This is a genomic window from Kistimonas scapharcae, assembly GCF_039540975.1.
Classification (GTDB): Bacteria; Pseudomonadota; Gammaproteobacteria; order Pseudomonadales; family Endozoicomonadaceae; genus Kistimonas; species Kistimonas scapharcae.
Genome location: NZ_BAABFL010000476.1, coordinates 1 through 21544 on the forward strand (window position 1 = coordinate 1; position 21544 = coordinate 21544).

21 protein-coding genes are annotated in these 21544 nt (G+C 38.5%); 1 reads left to right on the forward strand and 20 read right to left on the reverse strand.

Going from position 1 to position 21544, the window contains the following annotated elements:
- Nucleotides 1-276 precede the first annotated feature (276 nt).
- The 8 genes from ABD892_RS24940 to ABD892_RS24975 form a co-directional block, all read right to left on the reverse strand.
- Nucleotides 277-1005, reverse strand: a complete 729-nt coding sequence (locus ABD892_RS24940; RefSeq protein ID WP_345199019.1) for a class I SAM-dependent methyltransferase — start codon at nucleotides 1003-1005, stop codon at nucleotides 277-279.
- Between the two features lie 783 nt (nucleotides 1006-1788).
- Nucleotides 1789-2814, reverse strand: coding sequence for a hypothetical protein (locus ABD892_RS24945; RefSeq protein WP_345199020.1), 1026 nt, complete (start codon nucleotides 2812-2814; stop codon nucleotides 1789-1791).
- A gap of 12 nt (nucleotides 2815-2826) precedes the next feature.
- Entirely contained in the window at nucleotides 2827-3771 is a 945-nt protein-coding gene (locus ABD892_RS24950; protein WP_345199021.1) for a glycosyltransferase family 2 protein, read from the reverse strand.
- A 2-nt stretch (nucleotides 3772-3773) separates the two neighbouring features.
- Nucleotides 3774-4637, reverse strand: a complete 864-nt coding sequence (locus tag ABD892_RS24955) for an SDR family oxidoreductase (RefSeq protein WP_345199022.1) — start codon at nucleotides 4635-4637, stop codon at nucleotides 3774-3776.
- Nucleotides 4634-5044 carry a cupin domain-containing protein gene (locus ABD892_RS24960; RefSeq protein ID WP_345199023.1) on the reverse strand — a complete coding sequence of 137 codons (411 nt, stop codon included), beginning with the start codon at nucleotides 5042-5044 and terminating at the stop codon, nucleotides 4634-4636. The genes ABD892_RS24955 and ABD892_RS24960 overlap by 4 nt, the downstream gene beginning before the upstream one ends.
- The gene (gene rfbG / locus ABD892_RS24965; RefSeq protein WP_345199081.1) at nucleotides 5032-6132 is read right to left on the reverse strand and encodes a CDP-glucose 4,6-dehydratase; all 1101 of its coding nucleotides are present in this window, start codon (nucleotides 6130-6132) and stop codon (nucleotides 5032-5034) included. The genes ABD892_RS24960 and rfbG overlap by 13 nt, the downstream gene beginning before the upstream one ends.
- A gap of 5 nt (nucleotides 6133-6137) precedes the next feature.
- On the reverse strand, nucleotides 6138-6911 hold the full coding sequence (rfbF, locus tag ABD892_RS24970; RefSeq protein WP_345199024.1) for a glucose-1-phosphate cytidylyltransferase: 774 nt from the start codon (nucleotides 6909-6911) through the stop codon (nucleotides 6138-6140).
- A 112-nt stretch (nucleotides 6912-7023) separates the two neighbouring features.
- Entirely contained in the window at nucleotides 7024-8295 is a 1272-nt protein-coding gene (locus ABD892_RS24975) for a lipopolysaccharide biosynthesis protein (RefSeq protein WP_345199025.1), read from the reverse strand.
- Nucleotides 8296-8725: 430 nt separating this feature from the next.
- Between ABD892_RS24975 and ABD892_RS24980 the strand changes: the two genes are divergently transcribed.
- Nucleotides 8726-9928, forward strand: coding sequence for an O-antigen ligase family protein (locus ABD892_RS24980; protein ID WP_345199026.1), 1203 nt, complete (start codon nucleotides 8726-8728; stop codon nucleotides 9926-9928).
- 38 nt (nucleotides 9929-9966) lie between these two features.
- Here the strand turns inward: ABD892_RS24980 and ABD892_RS24985 are convergent, their stop codons facing one another.
- The 12 genes from ABD892_RS24985 to ABD892_RS25040 all read right to left on the reverse strand — a co-directional run bounded on the left by ABD892_RS24985 (nucleotide 9967) and on the right by ABD892_RS25040 (nucleotide 21535).
- Nucleotides 9967-10950 carry a glycosyltransferase family 2 protein gene (locus ABD892_RS24985; RefSeq protein WP_345199027.1) on the reverse strand — a complete coding sequence of 328 codons (984 nt, stop codon included), beginning with the start codon at nucleotides 10948-10950 and terminating at the stop codon, nucleotides 9967-9969.
- Nucleotides 10951-11215: 265 nt separating this feature from the next.
- Nucleotides 11216-12079, reverse strand: coding sequence for a glycosyltransferase family 2 protein (locus tag ABD892_RS24990; protein ID WP_345199028.1), 864 nt, complete (start codon nucleotides 12077-12079; stop codon nucleotides 11216-11218).
- Nucleotides 12076-13503, reverse strand: a complete 1428-nt coding sequence (locus tag ABD892_RS24995; protein WP_345199029.1) for a mannose-1-phosphate guanylyltransferase/mannose-6-phosphate isomerase — start codon at nucleotides 13501-13503, stop codon at nucleotides 12076-12078. Before ABD892_RS24995 ends, ABD892_RS24990 begins: the two co-directional genes overlap by 4 nt.
- 37 nt (nucleotides 13504-13540) lie before the next feature.
- Nucleotides 13541-14506: a GDP-L-fucose synthase gene (gene fcl, locus ABD892_RS25000; protein WP_345199030.1), complete on the reverse strand. Its 966-nt coding sequence runs from the start codon at nucleotides 14504-14506 to the stop codon at nucleotides 13541-13543.
- A gap of 55 nt (nucleotides 14507-14561) precedes the next feature.
- Complete coding sequence (gmd, locus tag ABD892_RS25005) at nucleotides 14562-15680, reverse strand: GDP-mannose 4,6-dehydratase (RefSeq protein ID WP_345199031.1); 1119 nt, start codon at nucleotides 15678-15680, stop codon at nucleotides 14562-14564.
- Between the two features lie 88 nt (nucleotides 15681-15768).
- The gene (locus tag ABD892_RS25010; RefSeq protein WP_345199032.1) at nucleotides 15769-16647 is read right to left on the reverse strand and encodes an alpha-1,2-fucosyltransferase; all 879 of its coding nucleotides are present in this window, start codon (nucleotides 16645-16647) and stop codon (nucleotides 15769-15771) included.
- 95 nt (nucleotides 16648-16742) lie between these two features.
- Entirely contained in the window at nucleotides 16743-17843 is a 1101-nt protein-coding gene (locus tag ABD892_RS25015; protein WP_345199033.1) for a DegT/DnrJ/EryC1/StrS family aminotransferase, read from the reverse strand.
- A 40-nt stretch (nucleotides 17844-17883) separates the two neighbouring features.
- Nucleotides 17884-18450 (reverse strand): DapH/DapD/GlmU-related protein, encoded by a 567-nt coding sequence (locus ABD892_RS25020; protein WP_345199034.1) that lies wholly within the window; start codon nucleotides 18448-18450, stop codon nucleotides 17884-17886.
- A 33-nt stretch (nucleotides 18451-18483) separates the two neighbouring features.
- The gene (locus tag ABD892_RS25025) at nucleotides 18484-19224 is read right to left on the reverse strand and encodes an acyltransferase (protein WP_345199035.1); all 741 of its coding nucleotides are present in this window, start codon (nucleotides 19222-19224) and stop codon (nucleotides 18484-18486) included.
- Nucleotides 19225-19235: 11 nt separating this feature from the next.
- Nucleotides 19236-19997 (reverse strand): SDR family NAD(P)-dependent oxidoreductase, encoded by a 762-nt coding sequence (locus ABD892_RS25030; RefSeq protein ID WP_345199036.1) that lies wholly within the window; start codon nucleotides 19995-19997, stop codon nucleotides 19236-19238.
- Nucleotides 19954-21297: an AMP-binding protein gene (locus tag ABD892_RS25035; protein ID WP_345199037.1), complete on the reverse strand. Its 1344-nt coding sequence runs from the start codon at nucleotides 21295-21297 to the stop codon at nucleotides 19954-19956. The genes ABD892_RS25030 and ABD892_RS25035 overlap by 44 nt, the downstream gene beginning before the upstream one ends.
- Nucleotides 21281-21535, reverse strand: a complete 255-nt coding sequence (locus ABD892_RS25040) for a phosphopantetheine-binding protein (RefSeq protein ID WP_345199038.1) — start codon at nucleotides 21533-21535, stop codon at nucleotides 21281-21283. The genes ABD892_RS25035 and ABD892_RS25040 overlap by 17 nt, the downstream gene beginning before the upstream one ends.
- Between the last annotated feature and the right edge of the window lie 9 nt (nucleotides 21536-21544).

Genomic DNA, 21544 nt, shown 5'->3' on the forward strand with positions numbered 1-21544 from the left:
CAGGCGGTAATGGGAACATGGGGATGAGCTTAGGCGGCAGAACGTGAAATCGCCTTATGTACCGGTTTTTGAGTACTTACTAAATTTCTGAGTGAGGTAACTCAACACATTCTATCGATACTACTACCATCTATGAGACGGTGATTATAAGTTTAAGAGCACTTGATCGTGCGTCTCAACAGTCAGTTCTACTCTTCTAGATATACATTACCAACTGTTTCTATATCAGGAATCTGCGACTCTTGAACCATGCGAAGCACCGCACTCAGGTGAATTTTATTTACGAGCTTCTATATAAAGAGACCCTGGCTTATACTGATTGCCATCTTTGTCATTATCTAGTCCATAATCAATCCAATTTGAAATTTCACTTGAGTTATAATTTTGCTCATAAACTTCTTTGTATCCACAGTTTATCAGCTTTGCTTTCAAATTTATTTTGTCATACATCCATTGATGATTTTCTCCCCTTCGTCGAGAATCACCAAGAATAAGGTTTTCAAAAAATCGCCTCAATGGACTCTGTTGGCTGCTGCCAAATGACTCTTTTCTCACTGACTGTTCAATTAATGAAGCAATATATGAATCGTGATTATTATACTCATCAGGATTCTCTTCACATAATGCAATATGTTTGATATAAGCGTTACAGGCTTCTTCGAAATCAGGAACTACAATACGATGTATTCCACCAACTTTAAGAACCCTTTTAACTTCCATTAAGAACTTTTCTGCAACATCTCTGTCCAAATGTTCTAGCATATGAGAATGGTAAACAACATCAACTGAATCTGAGCTGAAGGGTATACCTTTTGCCAGATTATGCACCATAATATTTTCTGGCAGTGATTTAAGTCTATTTAAGCGTTCTCCTCTGAAAAACAGAGGTAATATTGGCGACAATATTTTCTTATTTTTTAATCGCAAGTAAATTGACCAATCTATATTAATCACGCCAATCTTATCGCTAGTTTTTACACCACATCCCAAATTCAGTATCTTCATAGCTCCCCTTATTTATGAATTTTTAAATATTTAACAATATGTCTAACAAGGCATAAGGCAATCAAAAATTTGTAATGCAAGATTTCAATTTTTAACTAATGAATTCAGCTTATACTTTCTACAAAGACTTTGTCTATTGTACTCTGTTATAGCTCGGTATCGATTGCGATCAGATTTTTCTAACTCAAACAGATCAAAGAAGGCAGTATTCTCATTGTGTTTCAACGATCTTAATCTAACCACGAGGAGCACCATCAACACATGCAAAAATCTGATCAAGTTAGACTGTAACCTCTGCCTATGAGCTCGAGGAATCTCTCAGTCTGTTAAATTTACTTCAACAATTTTTTTGTTATAGACTTTTATACAGTCGATAGAGAATTTTTTAATTACTAGATTTTAGTAACACTATCTGTTCTTACAATACTCTTGTAATACAGTCGCATTATTTAAAAATGCCATATTTACTCAAGCATTAGAGGTGGTCTTTGGGATAAAGATATGTCCCTTAAGCCTTCGGGACAAGCTATGACTGAACAATGGTCAACAGCAATACATCGCAGAGTGTGTCTCGCTTTCCAGCTTTGGAGAGGGTCTTGAAGTACGGAGAATTGCTCTATCAAACTGATAGCATTCTTGTACATGCAACCATTTACACTCTGCGAATGAAAATATAACGAAAAGGAGCACTTTTTGTGACTGGCATAATGCCTGTGAAGTCTATGATAGCAAGAACTCTCATGATATTACCCTTGCATACATTAACCCTGTACAAGATGTGATCTAATTAGCAATGTACACTACTGTAGCGCCAAATAATCGCTCCTTTTTATATCTTGATAGTATATGTCCAATAACTTCATTTCGATGATTAGACTCTGATAAACACATTTCGAAAGCTTGATAATTATTATCTACTAACCGGCTTGATATGATAGCAACCAAACCCTGCTTTCTTAATATTGTATATATCCTTTTAAATGACGTACTTGGATATTTTTGACAAGTTAAATAAAGTGATTCACCTAAAACTATTGTCTTTAAATCATCGAATATTTTATTCGAATGAGAATTATCTTTTTTAAAGATAACTTTCAATCCTGGCGGCTTTATTCTTAATATTAACTCCCTATAGTAAAAATCTGCTGTCCAAAAAAATGTGGCCAATGAGTATTGCTTAATACTTAACCGCCGAATTCCAGCTATCAATCTCCCCCTAAAAGGAACAGAATCATTTAGATTCCCAATTGTAACTATTTTAGATAAATCCTTTTTTTCCTTTTCAGGAAGAACTTTAGCTAGAAAATTTTCTAAAAGTTTTACATGGGACTTCATTATATTTTGTATATCATTTCTATATTTATCTTTAATATATCCTCCCCATAACAACTTATCTAACCAATTAATCAATGCTTTATGAAAGTCACTAACCACGTAAATATTATTATACTTCTTTCTGTTTTCTAGAATTTCATTTTCATGCAAATAATAGTAACCATGCCATCCCTGCCCTTTGATATGTGCATCAAGCTGAACAGCTACATAGTGGCTTTCCAGCAATTTTACCACACGTATATGCTTTACATAGCTCCTGCTAAACTCTTTGATAATACTTGCTTCATGTTTAGCAGCAACATTATGTACAACACTTCGATATCTTTCATAGTCTTTTGAGGAAACGATTAAATCCAAATCAAAATAATCACTGTCTGCTGGCTTTTCTGGCAAAGATTCATAGTTTCTTAGCACAGCATACCTAACATTACTTTCTTCTAGAGATTTAAAAAGTTCAGCAATAAAAAACTTCATAGTGATATGGTCTTAATTGTTACTCTTTAACTTTTGTCCATACAGTCTCTTTATTACAAATATAGGATTTATAAAAAATGCTAGAACAAGCCAATATAGCATTAGCACCTTGCTACCTTCTGCATAATTCAATCCCGCAACTTTATAAAACACCATTCCATAATCTGTTCTTAACTTCTTAAATCGATACCATGGCTTCTGCCATATGTTTTTACAATAGAAATCCCAACTTATTTCGTTCTGTCCAGTTCTGCGAACTCTCATATTATAATTTATAAAGTGTGTTTTTTTTCGCTGTAGCATTGAACGTCTAACAGAGTCAGAGTTGTTATGCACTCGATACTTAAATAAATATTGAGGTATGACGAGAACAGCTCTACCTGCTTCAGCTATCCTATACCATAAGTCTAAATCTGCTGCTGGTACTGTATAAGGCCGATACCCACCTGCTTTATAAAATGTAGGCAAGTGAAATACTGCAGTTGGATCAATTAATCCAATCGTTTCATTAGCATTATTTAACTTTTCGAACTCATCGATAGAAGTAGCACCAAATGTGCTATTTGCTAGTACTTTTCCTTTGTTATTTATTTGTTTTGCCCAAACACCAATAGCACCCAACTTGTCACCATATTTTCTTATTGCATTGATCTGTTTTTCAAAACGCATCGGTTCTGATATATCATCAGCATCCATCAATGCAACCCAATCCGTTTTTACTTTCTCGAATGCAAGCATTCTTCCTTCAACATAGGTATAGGGGAGATTATTAGTAATTACCCTTATACGAGAGTCCTGATTACGATAATATTCTAAAATGCTAGCCGTTTTATCTGTTGAATTATTATTGACAATAATGAAATCATAATCTTTATATGTTTGATTTAATATGCTCTCTATAGCTTCTGAAAGATAGGGCTCACCATTTTTTACAGACATTACTACAGTAAGCAACATAGTTATACTTCCTTACTTCTAACCAGCTTGACATAGCGTTGTAAACTTTCTTGCCAATCACCCATAATGTTTACCCCTAAAAAATCAAGCTTTTTGTTTTCTGCAGATTCGTTACTTGATACAGGAGCTACTCGCTTAAAGATTCCTTTTGGGGCAGCTTCAACCTGGCAGTCTAATTCAAATAGAGAAATAATTTTTTGAACATAGTCCAAGCGTGTTACGTTCACAGCATTATTAACGCAATTAAAAATGCCATAATGCTGCTTATCTATAAGCAGATTTATTTGATCTACTAAATCTTCAACATATGTTGGATTACCTATTTGATTAGGATCAGAATAGATTTTCTTTTTTGATGAAGCTTCTAAATATCGTTTAAAAACAAAATTCTTTTCTTTTTGGATACTACCACCAAATAACCAACCTGTTCTTATTATAAGAAATTTATTTAAGTGATTTATTACAACTTTTTCCGCTTCGAGTTTTGATTTATGATGTATTGTTGTTGGTAGAGCTTCGTCAAACTCATTGTAAGGTGAGTTTACTTTCTTTGTTCCATAAATACCTGTACTTGATATGTAAACAAATAAAACATTATTACCAACACAAGCGTCAACTAAGTTTTGTGTACCGATTACATTTACCAAATATGCCTTGTCTGGATCAACCTCAGATTGTTCAACATTAGTATAGGCTGCGGCATGGATGATAACTTGAGGATCGATATCTTTAAGTGTATGTTTTATTTCAACTCTGTTAGTTATATCCAACTCTGCGCGACTGTAAGCAAAAACTTCATGTCCTTTTAGCTTTTTTGATAGCACAGAACCCAGCATGCCATTCGCACCCGTTATCAGTATTCTCATGGTCTCCACACATAAGGAATATCATTTAGTTCGCACGCTTCAGATTCCGAAGGATTATGTTCAATATTAGCTATATTCAGCAGCATACTATCGAAAGGTGCCAATCCCCTGAAGGCAACCCATATATTGGGTGGAATGGTTAGTCTACAATAATTCCTAGGAGATAATATAAACTGTTCAAATTTACCCTTATTGTATAAAACAAATTCAACTTCCCCTATAGGAACGATCAAATTCAAAGTCATTTCATTATGTTTTTTCCATCCCTTGATCGCACCACTTTTTATTGAAGAAAAATATGCTTCACCAAAACCTAAATAACCATTATCGCTTTTTTTCAATGCGTGAAATATATTACCTTTATCATGAGCTATTTCTTTTAGAGGGGTTATTATCACACCGTCCATGATATTTTCCTGTCTACTGCAATTTCCTTGTACTCGGCAATTTGCTTCATAGTAAAAGCTAACATATCTTGCTCACCTTGGTAAAAAGCAAAGTACCATTCACTAACAAACTTTATACATTCTTGATAATTTAAAACAGCTTGCCATTTCAAATTAAATAATGCCTTATCACAATTAAGTTTTAAAAGCCCTGCTTCGTTAAAGGGTAAATTATCTATCACAACATAAGCATCTTCTGAGTCATTGAACTTCCAATAGGCAGACAAGTCCTTAATCAGGTCTTTGACTGTATGATTTACATCAGATCTAGGACCAAAATTATATTGCTCACCATGGCTTTCAATATTTTGAGCCAAATTCTGCCCCAATAACAGATAGCCGCTTAATGGCTCGAGTACATGTTGCCAAGGCCTAGTAGCTGTTGGGCAACGTATATTAACAGATTCAGAACTGCTCCAGGCCCTCATACAGTCTGCGACTATCCTGTCTGCAGCCCAGTCCCCCCCCCCAATCACATTCCCTGCACGACCAGTAGCCATACGTATATGTTCATTCTTTCCATTAAAGAAAGACTGCTGATAAGCATGGAATATTATTTCAGCAGCACCTTTGGAACCACTATATATATCACGCCCACCCATTTGATCAGTTTCTTTATAGCCCCATACCCATTCAACATTTTCATAACACTTGTCACTTGTAATTATAACTGCATTACATGGATGATTAAGTGAACGTAAACACTCTAATACATTTGTGGTTCCAATAACATTTGACGAGATTGTTTCTAATGGCTGATCATAGGAAACCGAGACAATAGCTTGTGCCGCTAAATGGAATAAAAAATCTGGCTTGAATGCTGTGATAATTTCTTTTATTTCTTCTAAGTTTCGTATATCACAAATATTGTGTTCAATCTTTTTCTCTAACCCAAGCTCTTCAAACATTGATGGCTCAGTAGGTATATCTTTTGAAATACCACAAACTACAGAACCTAATTCTAGTAGCCACGTTGTTAGCCAGCTGCCCTTAAAGCCTGTATGACCTGTTACAAGTACCTTTTTACCTGCATAAATATTATTAAACATTACTGTCACCAAACTTTCCAGGGTGCTACACCATTGTCCCACATTTCATTCAACTTGATTTTATCTCTCAGTGTATCCATTGGTTTCCAGAAACCGTCATGCTTATAGGTGTATATTTGTCCCTCATGTGATAAACGTTCCAGAGGCTTTTGTTCAAACACTGCAGAATCATCATCAGCTATGTAATCAAAGACGGAAGGCTCACAAACAAAATATCCTGCATTTATCCAGTTGCCATCTCCTTTTGGCTTTTCCATAAACCTCTCAACTTTGTTATCTTCGGTCGTTATAAGCGCCCCAAATCGACCTTCTGGCTGTGAAGAGGTCATAGTCATTGCCTTGCCGTGGCTTTTATGAAATTTGACTAATTCATTTATATTAATATCTGAAACGCCGTCACCATAAGTTAGCATGAATGGATTATCACCTACTATCTTTTGAGCTTTTTTTATTCTCGCTCCTGTCATAGCATTTAACCCAGTATCAATGAGAGTCACCTTCCAAGCTTCACTGGTGTTTTCCAGAACTTCCATTGAATTATTTTTTAGATCTATTGTTACGTTACTTTGATGCAAAAAGTAGTTAGCAAAATATTCTTTTATCACATAGCCTTTGTAACCTAAAAGGATTACAAAATCGTCATAACCGTGCTCTGAATAGAGTTTCATTATATGCCATAGGATAGGCTTACCACCAATTTCGACCATTGGTTTTGGACGCACATCCGTCTCTTCACTTAACCTTGTACCGTAACCACCTGCCAATAATAGCACTTTCATATTATACTCTCTTAATATTTTTCAATTAACGCCTTTGAAACTCAGGCTTTAATAATCATCCCTATCATTAGAAACAATTTATCGAGTAGTAATTTCAACACATTACATACAACTATCGTTTAGCTCTGTTGAAGTTCACGATATAAAGCAAGAAGCATGCACCTAACACACTCAATATAATTAGTTGAGATAATATACTTCCTAGAATCACGCCCAGCTCACCATATGAAGAGACAATCGGCTTCGCGCTGAGTAAAGAGAAAGCTGTAGATATAATATATCCATAAAAAATAACACTATTTCTTTCAATAGATCTTAACCCTGCTCTTATTGGTAAGGATAAATATGACAGGAAATACAAAATTCCAAACCAGCTCATCAGATAAGAGTATTGCGTATACTCTTCACCATAGACCAGTGTTATAAGTGCTTCGGAGAATACAACAACAGTCATAATTATCAAGCCAGTCCCCAAGCCACCCAGACAAACAAGCTTCAATAGATATTTTTTTAATCCACCTATCCCATCTCTTAGTGCTTTAGTAGCCTGTGATGGAACAAAGTTCTCCATGGCCTGGAATAAAATATGCGTTATACCAATAATATTCTGACATGCTTTTACGGCACCAACAGCTAAAGGACCTAGTAACATCCCCGCCATAACAAAAAAGTAATTACCCGTTGTCCATTGCAATAATGCTGAACCTAAAAGCCATTTAGAAAAATCAAAGTTCTCCTTAATATTCAGTGGATGATGTGAGTGAAACATTTTGATGCTAGTTTTTATGCTTAAAGCAGGTACTATTGCGACTAGACTAACAAATGTAATTGCATAGAGTACATTTGTTATGGTCAGATTATCGAGATGATAAAGGAGAATGAATAGAAGTATTCTACCAAGGTAGCTGATCGAATCGCTTAAAAATGCTTTTCCTGGTTTCGACAAAGTAAAAAAGAGTCTTCTAAAAAAGTCCTGTATTTGAAAAGCAATGAGAACTGAAAAGACTGGAATAATATATTCACTAATTCTAGCAGCATATTCAAATTTATTTTGGAAAACGATGCCAATACAAATTACAAGCAGATAAATTATAATCCATAACAGCTGGATATATAACATTGAACCATAAAATTCTTTTAGCTTTTCACCCTCATATTTCGGGGATAAGCTCATCATTGGTTGCACTATCGTTGCAAGCTGTAGGCTGTTAAAAAATAGGACGACTAACCACGCGAGTGTGAAAACGCCATACGATTCCAAACCTAATAGCCGAGCTAAGATAATGCCGGTTAAAAAATTGGCTCCACTAACTAATGCTTGATCCGCTATTGCCCAATTCATTTTGGGATTTTTTAGAATTTGATTTTTAACATATAAAATCATGAAGCTTTTTCACAAACATCTATTATTGACAACATTGAAGGGAAAATCATTTTAACTTATTACGAATTTTATTAATCAACAAGCAAGAAATATATAAGAGCTTTTCATACTGAAAAAACTTGGCATGACTTGATCTGACTAAATAGTACTTTAACGTTGTCATACAGCTAAACAAGCTGACTAGGAATAAAGCTATACCTTCCTTTTCAGTTGACTATTTTATGATAACACTACTGATTTTGATTCTACTATGTCAGTACTTTACACAATTAAACTATACAATATTCTAAGATGAAATAAATCTCTCTGACAGTTATGCATAAAGTGTTAAAATAAGCGCCTTCTATCTACCTCTCTTAACTACCATACAGCCAGCAGCTTAATGAACAACCTGATAATTAATGACACGACCTCAAGCATGAGGCACTCGATGAGCAAAATAGACAAGGCTGATGACTTCATCACCCGCTATCTGCTGCCATTCGGCCTTTTCATACAACTAACGGCTATTACATGGCTTGGAAAAGGTGGCGCTATCTCTCAAACGTATGTCTGGCTTATCTTGCCGGCCACGATTTCAGTTTTATTGAAAATACGGCATTTTCGTCATCTTAAGCCCGGCACAATTGAAGTAATCTTTTTTATGTTTGTTGCCTGGGCCGCATTATCCTGGTCCTGGAGCGATACTGAGACAGATCTCAGTGATTTATTAAAGCGTTGCCTGTATGTACTGTTGTATGTATATGCCGCTACTCAATGTGCTAAGAACACCTGTAAATTAGAAAAGCTATTGCTATTAGCGACGCTGGTCATCACAGTCAGTGCTGCTATCGCACTTATCAACCACTATATCATTCAAGATCACCAACTTGCTTATCGCTCCTATAGACTTTTTAGCATGGGAATAGGTAAGTACGGTGATTTCAAACATCCCATCAATGCAGGTATTTTTTATGGTGTATATGCTATTTATCTCTTTACCTGGCTAACGATAAGAGCAAAGACAAAATTTGAAATAGCCGCAGCTATTATAGGTGTCAGCGTTCTTTCTTTCTATGTCTTGATGACATGGTCAAGAGGTCCAATTATAGCGCTCATCACGTCCTTTGCTCTGATATCTATTGTTGTACGTAATTCAAAAACCAATATCGCTCTACTTGTTGGCGCATTGGGCGTATTATTTGTTGCGGTAAATTATGGCCATGTATTGCTTTCACCCAAAATTTTCGATACAGGCATGAACAATCGTAATAACATATGGATGGCAGCAATTGAAGTTATACGTCAATCACCACTAGTTGGATACGGTTTTGAACACCAACCTAATATTTGGATTGGTAAGTGGCTAGTCCCTCACGCGCATAATCTGCCTTTGCAAATGACTCTTAACTACGGTTTCGTAGGTCTTACTTTACTAGTAGCAATGGCTGTCAGCATGCTCTTAGCGGTTAAGAAATTTTGGAGCAGTTATCTAGCAAAGTGCGCATTTGCATTGATGCTATTTGGAAGCATTAGTATGGTCACAGATGTTTACAGTCTGATTAACCGACCAGGTGAATTCTGGCTTATAACATGGTTACCATTAGCCTTAGCTATTGCAACCACGAAAACTGGCTTAGCAAAACAACATTAAATAGAATGCTCTCTATTTAGGGTGAATTTAATTTCACCCTAAATTCTCAATGCTGCCTTGATACTCAGCTCGAATCTTTGTCTGACAGATGGGTTTGCTGCAGTTTTAAGAAACAAATCTTTTACCATGAAGCCATGAAAGGTATTTTTCCTGCAGACTTCATAATACTTTTCATCCAGATATTTTAGGTCTAGATTTTTGTTTGAAAGATAACTTCTGACTTTTTCAATATAGCTACTATAGTCCGAAATATTTTGAGTCGTACTCTTCATTCGAGATTTCGACAATATATAATTAGCATTCAACTCTTGATCAGTGAAGATACCGCACTCTTTTCTAAGAAAATAATCTGTTGCACCTATTGTCGAAGCTACCTGTTGCTGCTTTTTTTCTTTTGAAGTTTGCTTTCCATGTACTCGATAATTCATAAGGACATCAGGGCAATTTCCCAATCTATAATTGGATCCGAATGCAATATCTAACCAAAGAGCAAGATCTTCTGCATAGGGAAATTTATTACTGTAAGAGTGATACTGTAAAATTTCAGTCTTCATCAACACTGTTGGATGGGGAATTGTCTTTCCATATAGCGCAAGATTAGTCATTAATTCATCATGGCTTTCAGGATACTTTTTTATTCTTGAGCTACTTCCAAATAGCCTCATCGCGCTACCACAGAGATCCAGGCTATTTTCTTTCATAAACTTCAGCTGAGTGGATAATCTATGTGCCATACAGACATCATCTGCATCCATCCGGGCGACATATTCACCACTTACGTGTTGAAACCCATAATTTAGCGTATCGACAATCCCACTATTTTCTTTTTCAAGCAAAACAATTCTTTTATCGTTTTTTTCAAATCCGCGTATAACTTCGAGGCTATTATCCGTAGAGCCATCATCTATGATTATAAATTCTATATCCCTATAGTCTTGTTCAAGCACAGAGCTGATTGCATCATGAAGATACAGTTCTGCATTATGAACGGGCATCAATACACTGATCAGTTTTTTTTCCATTTATTCATTACTACTTATATAAGTATATCGCACGATGCAATCACCGTTTCTTGTGCACACTCTCTATAACAACCTTTACTTGGGACACTATATTATTGACGATCACTTTCTGACCAATACTTTTATCTAAACAATCGAGTTATATTTATTATACTTCCGTGCAAAAGCATTAATCGAGCCTTAGCTTGATAAACTCAACATGTAATAGAAATATTTTCAGGGATATATTAGCATCAATTGAAATCATACTATTTGCAACGGCAATTTAACCTGCAATCAATCTTACAACGCCTTTTGAAACTTTAAGTGGTGCATCAAAAAATGATATTTGGCTCAATAGTTCCTTTGCAAACTGCTTGTCTCGATTAGCGGTTTTGACAAACGTACTTATGAGCAAACGCTTTTTTACTTCATTGTACTTAGGGTGAGACGCATACGAGCCAATTATTCTCAACTCATTTTCAAACATGGACTTATAATTAGAGTGGAGGTTTCCGCTATGTTGTCGATAATAGGCCAACAAATCATTTAAAATATAAATTTTATGCCCTGCATGAGTAATCTTAAGCCACATATATAAGTCTTCGATTCTGATGTCCGGATCATAGTGACCCACTTCATCAAGGACCGTAGAACGAATCATTGTAGTCGGCGCTGCAGGACCAGGAATATTTTTCCAAAATAAATCATCAAAACCAACTTCACGGGCTGGCCTAATTTTAAGCCCTGATGCAATCTCACCTGTTTCACTGATTGCAATCATATTGCCGGCACAGACTGCAACGTCAGGCCGCGACTCAAGTAATGCGACTTGTTTCTCTATACGATCAAGAAACATCACATCATCAGATGCAAATGGGCAAATGTATTGCCCTTTTGCAAGCGAGAGGCCTTTGTTCAACGTGCCATTTAGGCCTATATTCTGCTGGTGCTCATAATAAAAGCCATGTTTTTCAGAAAGCTCTGCCAATACAGCCGGGCTGTTATCCGTTGAACCATCATCCAAGACAATAAGTTCAATATTGGAATATGTCTGCTTCAGTATGCTGTTTATTGCATCACTTACATAATCCTGATGGTTGTAGCACGGTACAATAACAGAAACTAAGGGTAGCGCTTTCATATTCATCGGGTACGGCCGTAATTATCTTCCAAGCGCACAATATCATCTTCACCAAGGTAGGCGCCGCTCTGAACTTCGATCAACTCCAGATCTACTTTACCGGGATTTTCAAGACGATGAATTGTACCAATCGGGATATAAGTCGATTGATTTTCTGTCAGTAATATTTCTTGCTCGCCATTGGTCACCAATGCCGTGCCACGCACAACGATCCAGTGCTCCGCACGATGATGATGCTTCTGCAGGGAAAGTGTTGCTCCGGGTTTGACGGTTATTCGTTTGACCTGAAATCTATCTCCAGCATCAATCCCATCATAATGCCCCCAGGGACGATACACTTTTCGATGAGCACACGCTTCACTGCGTTGAGACTGAATTAACCTCTCAACGATCCGTTTTACATCCTGAGAGCGGTTTTTACTCGTCACGAGAACAGCATCATCGGTGTCTACAATCACAAGATCATCAACACCAACGGCTGCTATCAACTTACGCGATGAACGAATGTAATTGTTATGGCAATCTTCCAACATAACATCGCCATTCACCACATTGCCCTGGTCATCTTTTCCAGTGATCTCCCACAGGGAAGACCATGACCCTACATCAGACCAGCCTGCATCGAGAGGGATAACCACTGCATCGGCCGTATTTTCCATGACAGCATAGTCAATTGAATCAGATGGGCATGATTCAAACGCTGACTTATCCGGGCGTACAAAATCCAGGTCAACGGTGGCGTCAGACATAGCCTGTCTACATGAAGTGAGAATGTCAGGCCGGAATTTTTCAAGCTCTTCAAGATAGCGGGATGCCTTTAACAGGAACATGCCTGAGTTCCAGTAATAGGCACCTGAATCAATATATTCAACAGCTGTCGCTTCATCCGGTTTTTCGACAAACGCTCCCACAGAATAGGTACATCCGCCATGAATGCCGCTATCTTGCACCGCCTTGATATAACCGTAGCCGGTTTCAGGTTTTGTTGGCACTATCCCAAAGGTCACCAGCTGTCCATCATTCGCCGCCGGTATCGCTTTGGAAACGACCTTCTGAAATTCATCTACATTACGGATGTCATGATCGGCAGCCAGAACCAGCAGGACAGGATCTTCATCACTGTGATTTGATAATGCTCTCAGTGCTGCAATAGCTAACGCTGGCGCAGTATTACGGGCACTGGGTTCAAGAATGATGCTTGCGTAGTCCTGCCCGGCTGCACGCAATTGCTCAGCCACAATAAAGCGATGGTCTTCATTACAGATCACCATAAGTGGCGCGCAGTCACTGAGTCCAGCCAAACGTCCCACTGTACTCTGAATCATGGACTCGGAACCGGTTAACGGCAGAAACTGTTTGGGGTATTGCGAACGAGACTCAGGCCATAAACGACTTCCTGAACCGCCGCTTAATATGACGGGTATTAGCAAAATATTCTATCCTGTTTGGCGTCTGGCCAGAGCCTTATCATGCACGTAATGTACGACTGTTTTCCAGGAACCATTTATAGGTATCAGCCAGGCCTTGTTCAATGCGAATGGATGACTCCCAGCCCATTTTATGGATTCGACTGACATCCAGAAGCTTCCTTGGGGTACCATCAGGTTTTGATGTATCAAACCGGAGTTTGCCTCTGAAACCGGTAACCGTAGCCATGGTTTCTGCCAGCTCCCTGATTGTGCAATCAACACCGGTTCCAATGTTGATATGCGACATCATGGGTTCTGTATTCTCTTCATAGATGGTTTTATCCAGGTTCATGACATGCAAACAGGCAGCAGCCATATCATCCACATGAAGGAATTCCCGCATAGGCTTTCCTGATCCCCAGACAACGACCTCACTGTCATTGGCAGAAGTTGCCTCATGGAATCGACGCATCATGGCCGGTATGACATGGCTGTTTTCTGGATGGAAATTATCATTTGGACCATACAGGTTTGTAGGCATTACAGAACGATAATCAACGCCGTATTGCCGATTATAAGACTCACAAAGCTTAATCCCGGCAATTTTAGCAATCGCATAGGCTTCGTTCGTTGGTTCCAATGCGCCATTTAACAGTTCCGTTTCCACTATCGGCTGTTGCGCATACTTTGGATAGATACAACTGGAGCCAAGAAAAAGCAGTTCCCTTACACCCGACGTATAGGCCTGATGGATGATATTTGACTCAATCATCAGGTTTTCGTAAATAAATTCTGCTGGGTAGGCATTATTGGCATGAATGCCACCGACTTTTGCTGCAGCCAAATATACCTGATCAATACGTTCGCTGGTGAAAAAGTCGCGAACCGCTTCCTGGTTGGTAAGGTCAATGTCATTTCGATCAGCAACCACAATTCGATGTTGAGTTGATTGCTGTCTCAGCTGGCGGATAATGGCCGAACCGACCATTCCTTTATGACCTGCTACAAAAATATTTTTTTGCATAATCTATCCTGGTGTCTCCCTGTCAATTCATTAAACAATCTCGATTGACAGATGCTCACTCCCGAGACACTTTCACATCAAAGCCATGTTGCTTGAGCAATGCATGGCGTTGGGCGGATACAAGGTCATTATCAACCATTTCACTCACCATTTCTTCGAGTGATGTCGATGGCGTCCAACCCAGCTTTTCCTTTGCGCGAGTAGGGTCACCCAACAGTGTTTCGACTTCAGCAGGACGGAAATATCGGGGATCTACAGCAACAATCTTCTGACCGATTGTTAGCGCGTGTGACTTATCTCCGGTTATGGATTCGACATAACCACACTCATCAACCCCCTTCCCTTCCCAGCGCAGGGTGATACCCAGATTTTTAGCTGTCAGCTCAACAAACTGACGAACAGAATACTGAACCCCCGTCGCGATAACGAAATCTTCCGGCGTTTCCTGCTGAAGCATTAACCATTGCATCTCAACATAGTCTTTGGCATGCCCCCAGTCCCTGAGCGCATCCATATTACCGAGATACAAACACTGCTCCAGTCCCTGAGCGATATTGCTGAGTGCGCGGGTGATTTTACGGGTAACAAAGGTTTCACCACGGCGTGGCGACTCATGATTGAAAAGAATCCCGTTACAAGCGTACATACCATACGCCTCGCGATAGTTTACGGTAATCCAGTAAGCATACAGTTTTGCCACAGCATAAGGGGAGCGTGGGTAGAACGGTGTCGTTTCCTTTTGCGGAACTTCTTGCACCAAACCATACAATTCAGAGGTAGATGCCTGGTAGAAACGTGTTTTCTTCTCCAGACCGAGGAAGCGAATCGCTTCGAGCAGACGCAATGTACCTAAAGCATCAACATCCGCGGTATATTCCGGCGACTCAAATGACACTGCAACATGAGACTGTGCAGCCAGGTTATACACTTCATCTGGCTGGATCTGATTTATTATGCGGGTCAGATTTGAGCTATCGCTCAAATCGCCGTAGTGCAAAATAAAACGTTGATCATTGATATGGGGATCTTCATAGATATGGTCTATTCGATCGGTATTGAACGATGATGCCCTACGCTTGATACCATGAACTTCGTACCCTTTACTTAAAAGGAATTCAGCAAGATAGGAACCATCTTGACCTGTAACGCCTGTGATAAGAGCTTTTTTTGTCATTTCGATATTACTTTCAACAAACATCAATATTTAAATAAGCTGGCACTATATTTTCGGAGTTTTCGAAGCCTGCTCATTCCTGAACGGCTTATATTCTTATCCAATCAGCAGGAGCAATATCTCTATCACTAAATTCATCATCTACACACCATACCTGAGGCATACAAACAATTTTTTCAGGATAATTTGAAAGATAAGCAGGCCAACGGCTGAAGCCACTATTTGCAATGATAAAATGATGACATTGTTGCATAAGATGAAAATCAAGATGACCATCATAAGGACTATGACAATCTACATAATGTATAGGCAGATCTGTTTTTAAATGCTCTTTAACCCATTCAATTTCATCTGAAAAAACAAACAATTCCGGAGATAGCAATACATTTGACATATGAGAGATTGACTTCTCATAGTATGATAAATCTAATAGTCCATGATATGCCTGTACCTTAGGATCAGTATAATCACCTCGTCTTATATGCAAACAAACACTATCTCTTGTATTCCTGATTCGCTCTTCCCAGTGACGAGTTTTGTCTGTCCCAAGGCTTTTAACAGTGAACTCTTCCTGCAATACCTTTTTTATTGATTCATAGTAAACAATACTCGGAAAATTACCTCTTAAATATTGTTTTGCTGGCAAGTTGAAGAATTCTGGGTCAAACGTCAGCGAATATTCTTTATATTCACCCCAAGTATTCAACTTAAACTTCTTTTTAAGCTTTTTCTTAATGCTATTGACCAACGGATAGCCAGTAAGCCCAACAACAGCATCTATCTCATGCTGTGTAGCAATCTCAGTCTTGATATTCAAATGCTTCAATCTGAATTCTGTCAATGTCCCTTCACTGCATTCACTCACATCTACTTTTAACGGTACATTATGATGAGTGGCAAGCGCTTTGGCTGCAGCATAGACACCCATCTGGTTCGCCAGGCCACCTACAGGTTTGGCAATAATCATTCTTAAACTCCGTAGAGGCTCTCAATTGAAGCTCTCTTCAGTACATATAGTCTTCAAATACATTACGGTAAAACAATGTAGATCTTTATAAATTGCTATTGAAATACATTGACAGCATCAACAACTCGATCAATATCTGATGCTGAGAGCACTGGACTCATGGGCAGACTGAGAACCTCATTGTGCAGTTTTTCAGAGATCGGGAGCTTCATGCTATTCAAATCAATATATGCGGCTTGCTTATGAGGAGGGATAGGATAATGAATGACAGTTTGTATTCCTTGCTTCTGTAGATAGGCAGCGAGCCGATCCCTCAACTCCGTACGAATAACATATAAATGCCAAACGTGTGATTCACGAACTTGAGCAATGGGTGACTGAACTACTGGGTTAGCGATATTTTGGCTATAGTACTCAGCTATACTACGACGCACTTCCGTCTCCATATCAAGATAACGCAGTTTCACACGCAGTAAAGCGGCCTGCATTTCATCCAGTCGACTATTAACACCCTGATGTATATTTTTGTACTTTTCCAGAGACCCATAGTTACGAAGTGCCCGCAGCGTTTCAGCCAATTGGGGATCTGACGTGGTAATCGCCCCTGCATCACCAAGTGCCCCCAGATTTTTACCCGGATAAAAACTAAAACCAGCCGCATCACCAATGTTTCCAGCCTTTTTGCCTTGGTAACATGCACCATGCGCTTGTGCACAGTCTTCAATCACCTTGAGATTATGCTTTCTGGCAATTGACATTATTGTGTCGATTACAGTGATCTGACCATATAAATGAACCGTCAGTATTGCCCGTGTTTTTTCATTGATATGACGTTCAATAAGCGTAGGATCAAGGTTAAATGTCTCAGGATCAGGCTCAACCAAAACAGGTTTCAAGCGATTTTCAGTAATTGCGAGAATTGAGGCAATATACGTGTTGGCAGGTACAATGACTTCATCACCTTCTGTCAGTTGCCCTTGTTCTATCCATGCCCGCAGAATCAGTGTCAATGCATCGAGACCATTAGCAACACCAATACAATATTCTGTACCACAATAGGCAGCAAACTCATTTTCAAACTGAGCGACTTCCTCGCCTAAAATATACCAGCCAGAGTCTATGACTCGTGCTGCAGCTTCTTTTAATGCCTGCTGGTATTGATGATTAATCGCTTTTAAATCAAGAAATGGAATCATGTTACATCATTTACTGATAAATATTACTGACAATACAAAATTAAAGAGCTCTGATCACTTTACATGGAACCCCACCGGCAATGACATTATCAGGTATATCGTTACAAACCAGTGAACCGGCAGCTATGACTGAGTTTACCCCAATACGACATCCTTTAAGAATAATTGCATTATTACCAATAAAAACATTATCGGAAATATGGACAGGCTGTGATTCACCAGAAGTCGATCTGCGTTCATCCGGCGCCAAACCGTGAAAGTCACTATCATAAATCTGCACATCGGTTCCTATCAGGCAGTCTTTACCTATAGTGATACTGGATGAATCCGCAATAGCAGTAAATGAATTATTAACAAAGGTATTGTCATTAATTTCAATGACTGCTGATTTACTTCTTGCTTCAATATAACCACACCTTGAATAAAAATCCTTTGAATAAGCATATCCAAATGTAACATCACCTTTTAAAAGAACTCTCCCTTTCCCCATCGCCTGCAAAGGTTGATTAATTATCGCTTTAATCGGTATCTCTGAGACAAACATATAAAATATCTTTCTCAGATTCTGAAATAAACCTTGTGCAATTATTTTTTTAATTTTAGCCATAACTATATTCATCTATGACATAAAAATAATTTATCAACTAAACTCTTCAATCCATGATTGAATATCAGATTCAGAATAACCCCGATGGAACCGCCTCCGCCAAGGATAAGCTTTTTGTTTAGGATTAGAATGATGTCGTAGAATATTAACATCGCAAATCACTTTAGCTGGATTACCCGTTACGACTTTACTATCTGGTACATTTTCCTTTATCAGGCTAGCCGCCCCAACAAGGCAATCTCTTCCAATAGTGACACCAGGCATCAGCAACACCTTGGATGCAACAACAGTAAAATCGTTGATTGTAACACCGAGTAATTCCTCACTTGGCGGCGTAGGATCATTAGTCAACAATACTTCAGGAAATAGCCAAACATAATTTCCAACATTGGATAGCTTTCCGATATGTACATCAGCATGGCATTTAGTATACCTGCCTATGATGCAATCACCCTGAACATCGGTTCTTGATCCTAATTGAACATGCTCACCGATCTGACTATTTTCGCGGACAGTAACATAATGCCCCGTTCTGAAATAGGATCCAATCCGGGATCCTTGATATAGAACTGAGTGACTGCGAATAATTGAGTTAGATCCGATCAAAAGGTCGCTATCTTTTGCTAAGCCTGTCGGTATACCCAGTTCGGAATAACTTCCAATCTCAGCATTATCCCCGATAATTACATTTTTATGGATATATGCGAAAGGCCCAATTTTAACGTTATTCCCGATACGTGCACCAGGTTCGATGATAGCAGTATTATGAATCATAGGAGTATTCTTTATGCCGTACTACCAGCATCGACAGTGATGGTAGTGCCAGTAATTGATCCTGCCGCTTCCGACAACAAAAATATGCAAGCAGCTGCAGCATCATCAACATTTGCAAGACGACCTAGCGGACTTCTACGTTTAATCTGATCCAGCTTACTTCCCTCCAAGCCCTTTGTCATATTCGTTTCAAGGTAACCTGGTGCTAATGTATTTACCGTAATACTCGCCTTGCCTAATTCTCTAGATAGAGATTTAGTAAATCCTGACAACGCAGACTTTGATGCGCCATAAACACTTAAGCCATTAAAGCCAGTTGAGCCAATAATGGAACTAACATTAATGATTCGCCCGACTCTGTTCAACAGCATTGCACGACTTACATACTTAGTAAGCAATATTGGCGCTTCGACATTTACCTTTAAAACGTTTGCGATATCCTTATCATGCATTGTCGCTAATATGCCATCACTTCCAATAGCAGCATTATTAATCAGACCATAAGGTCGTCCATGCGCCTTAGTAATCTCTTTAACGAGGTTAGATATGCCTTCTACATTAACAAAATCATAAACATAGAAAGCAGCAGAATCACTGCAAGCACAAAGCTCTTCGAAATCAGCCGTTAGTGATCTACCAATACCAATAACCTTATAGCCTTCGCTAATTAGTTGCTTTGATAAGGCTAATCCAAGCCCTCTACCCGCACCGCTGACGATAACGATTTTCTTACTCATAGGACCTGATAATTTTTCCAGCAGTTGACACTTCAATATTATCAACCTGCTTTATAATAGCAGGCACTTTGAAGGGCTCTAGAAGTTCTTTGCAGCATGATTTCAACTGTGAGTCAATATTTTTAAAACTTGCATTATCTACAGCGGCATTGAGAACAACCTCTGCACATACCAAAGCACCCAGTATCGAATTCTTTTTAGGGTACACTCTTGAAATTAATACAGCAGGGTGAGAATTCAGCACCTTTTCAATCTCTTCAGGCAGAACTTTATTACCACCAACATTGATAGTGCCTGAAACTCGACCTTTAAATATATAACGATCTTCTTTTTTTTCTACAAGATCGCCCGTATCAATGAAACCTTCACCATCTATATCTATTTTTCCATAAAGGATAGATTCAGCTGATGAATTGCTTCTTATGAATAATACATTATCAATAACTTTAAGAGATAAATTAGTATTTTCTAACTGAACGCGATCCAATGAAAAACCTTCTTTACCATCTTTAACACTGAAGCCGACTCCAGCCTCTGTAGAGGCATATATATGTACAATTCTGGTTTCAGGAAACGCTTTCCTTAGAGCAGTCAGTATTGACTGATCTGCAATTTCTCCACCTAGCGTTATCAAACGCATATTTAATTTATTTAGTTGTGGAGCCATAACCAGCTGACGCCAATAGGAAGGCGTAGCTGAAATAGCATTCACGCCTGTGCGTATACACATATCAACTTGTTCAGCTACAGGCATGCACGTTTTTAATGGTGTTATTGTCGACCCTGATGATACGGCTTGCAAATAGACTTGCAATCCAGCAAATCGATTAAGGTCATAACATAATCCCCAATTAAAATCAGAACCTCTGTTTATATCAACCTTAGTCTTACTCATCAATGAGGAAAGTGAATAACTTAATACCTTTGGTTGTCCAGATGTTCCTGAAGTCGATAAGATTATACCTGACGCCAATACTTCTTTTGAATTTATATCTGATATTTTTTCAAGATAAAATTTATTATCTCTTAGATCAAGCCTATAACTAACCCCTATCTCTTTATAAAGATCAGTCAAGTATTCAGAACTCAGACCAGAAGGTTGTAAATACAAACCACGACAAACTTTTGATAAAACAGGTAAATAACAGGCCAAACTCATCTTGGAATCTGATGTTATCGCACAAATCTTACCTTCTAAGGGGGAGAGATCCCGCTCCAGTTGTCTAGTCCTATCTTTCAGCTGTCCATAGGTAATAGTTTTATGACCATCATCCAAAAAAACTCGATCATCAGGAATTGATTCTATGATAGAAAAAATATTACGCTCTTTTTTCATTCATGACCTCATAGAAGCTGACGAACTCCCCGAACGTTTTTGGATAAACTGGATCATCGGTCATTTGAAACGGATCAAAGCCCAACTCTTCTTCAAGCAGCGCGACAAGCACTGCAAAGCCTAAAGAGTCTAGCCCTGTCTCAAGCAATACAGAATTATCCTTGAGTTCCGGAATCAATAACGTTTTAGAGGTCTGATCCAATGCCTCATCAAACTTACGAACAATGATATCTTTCATCATAAACTT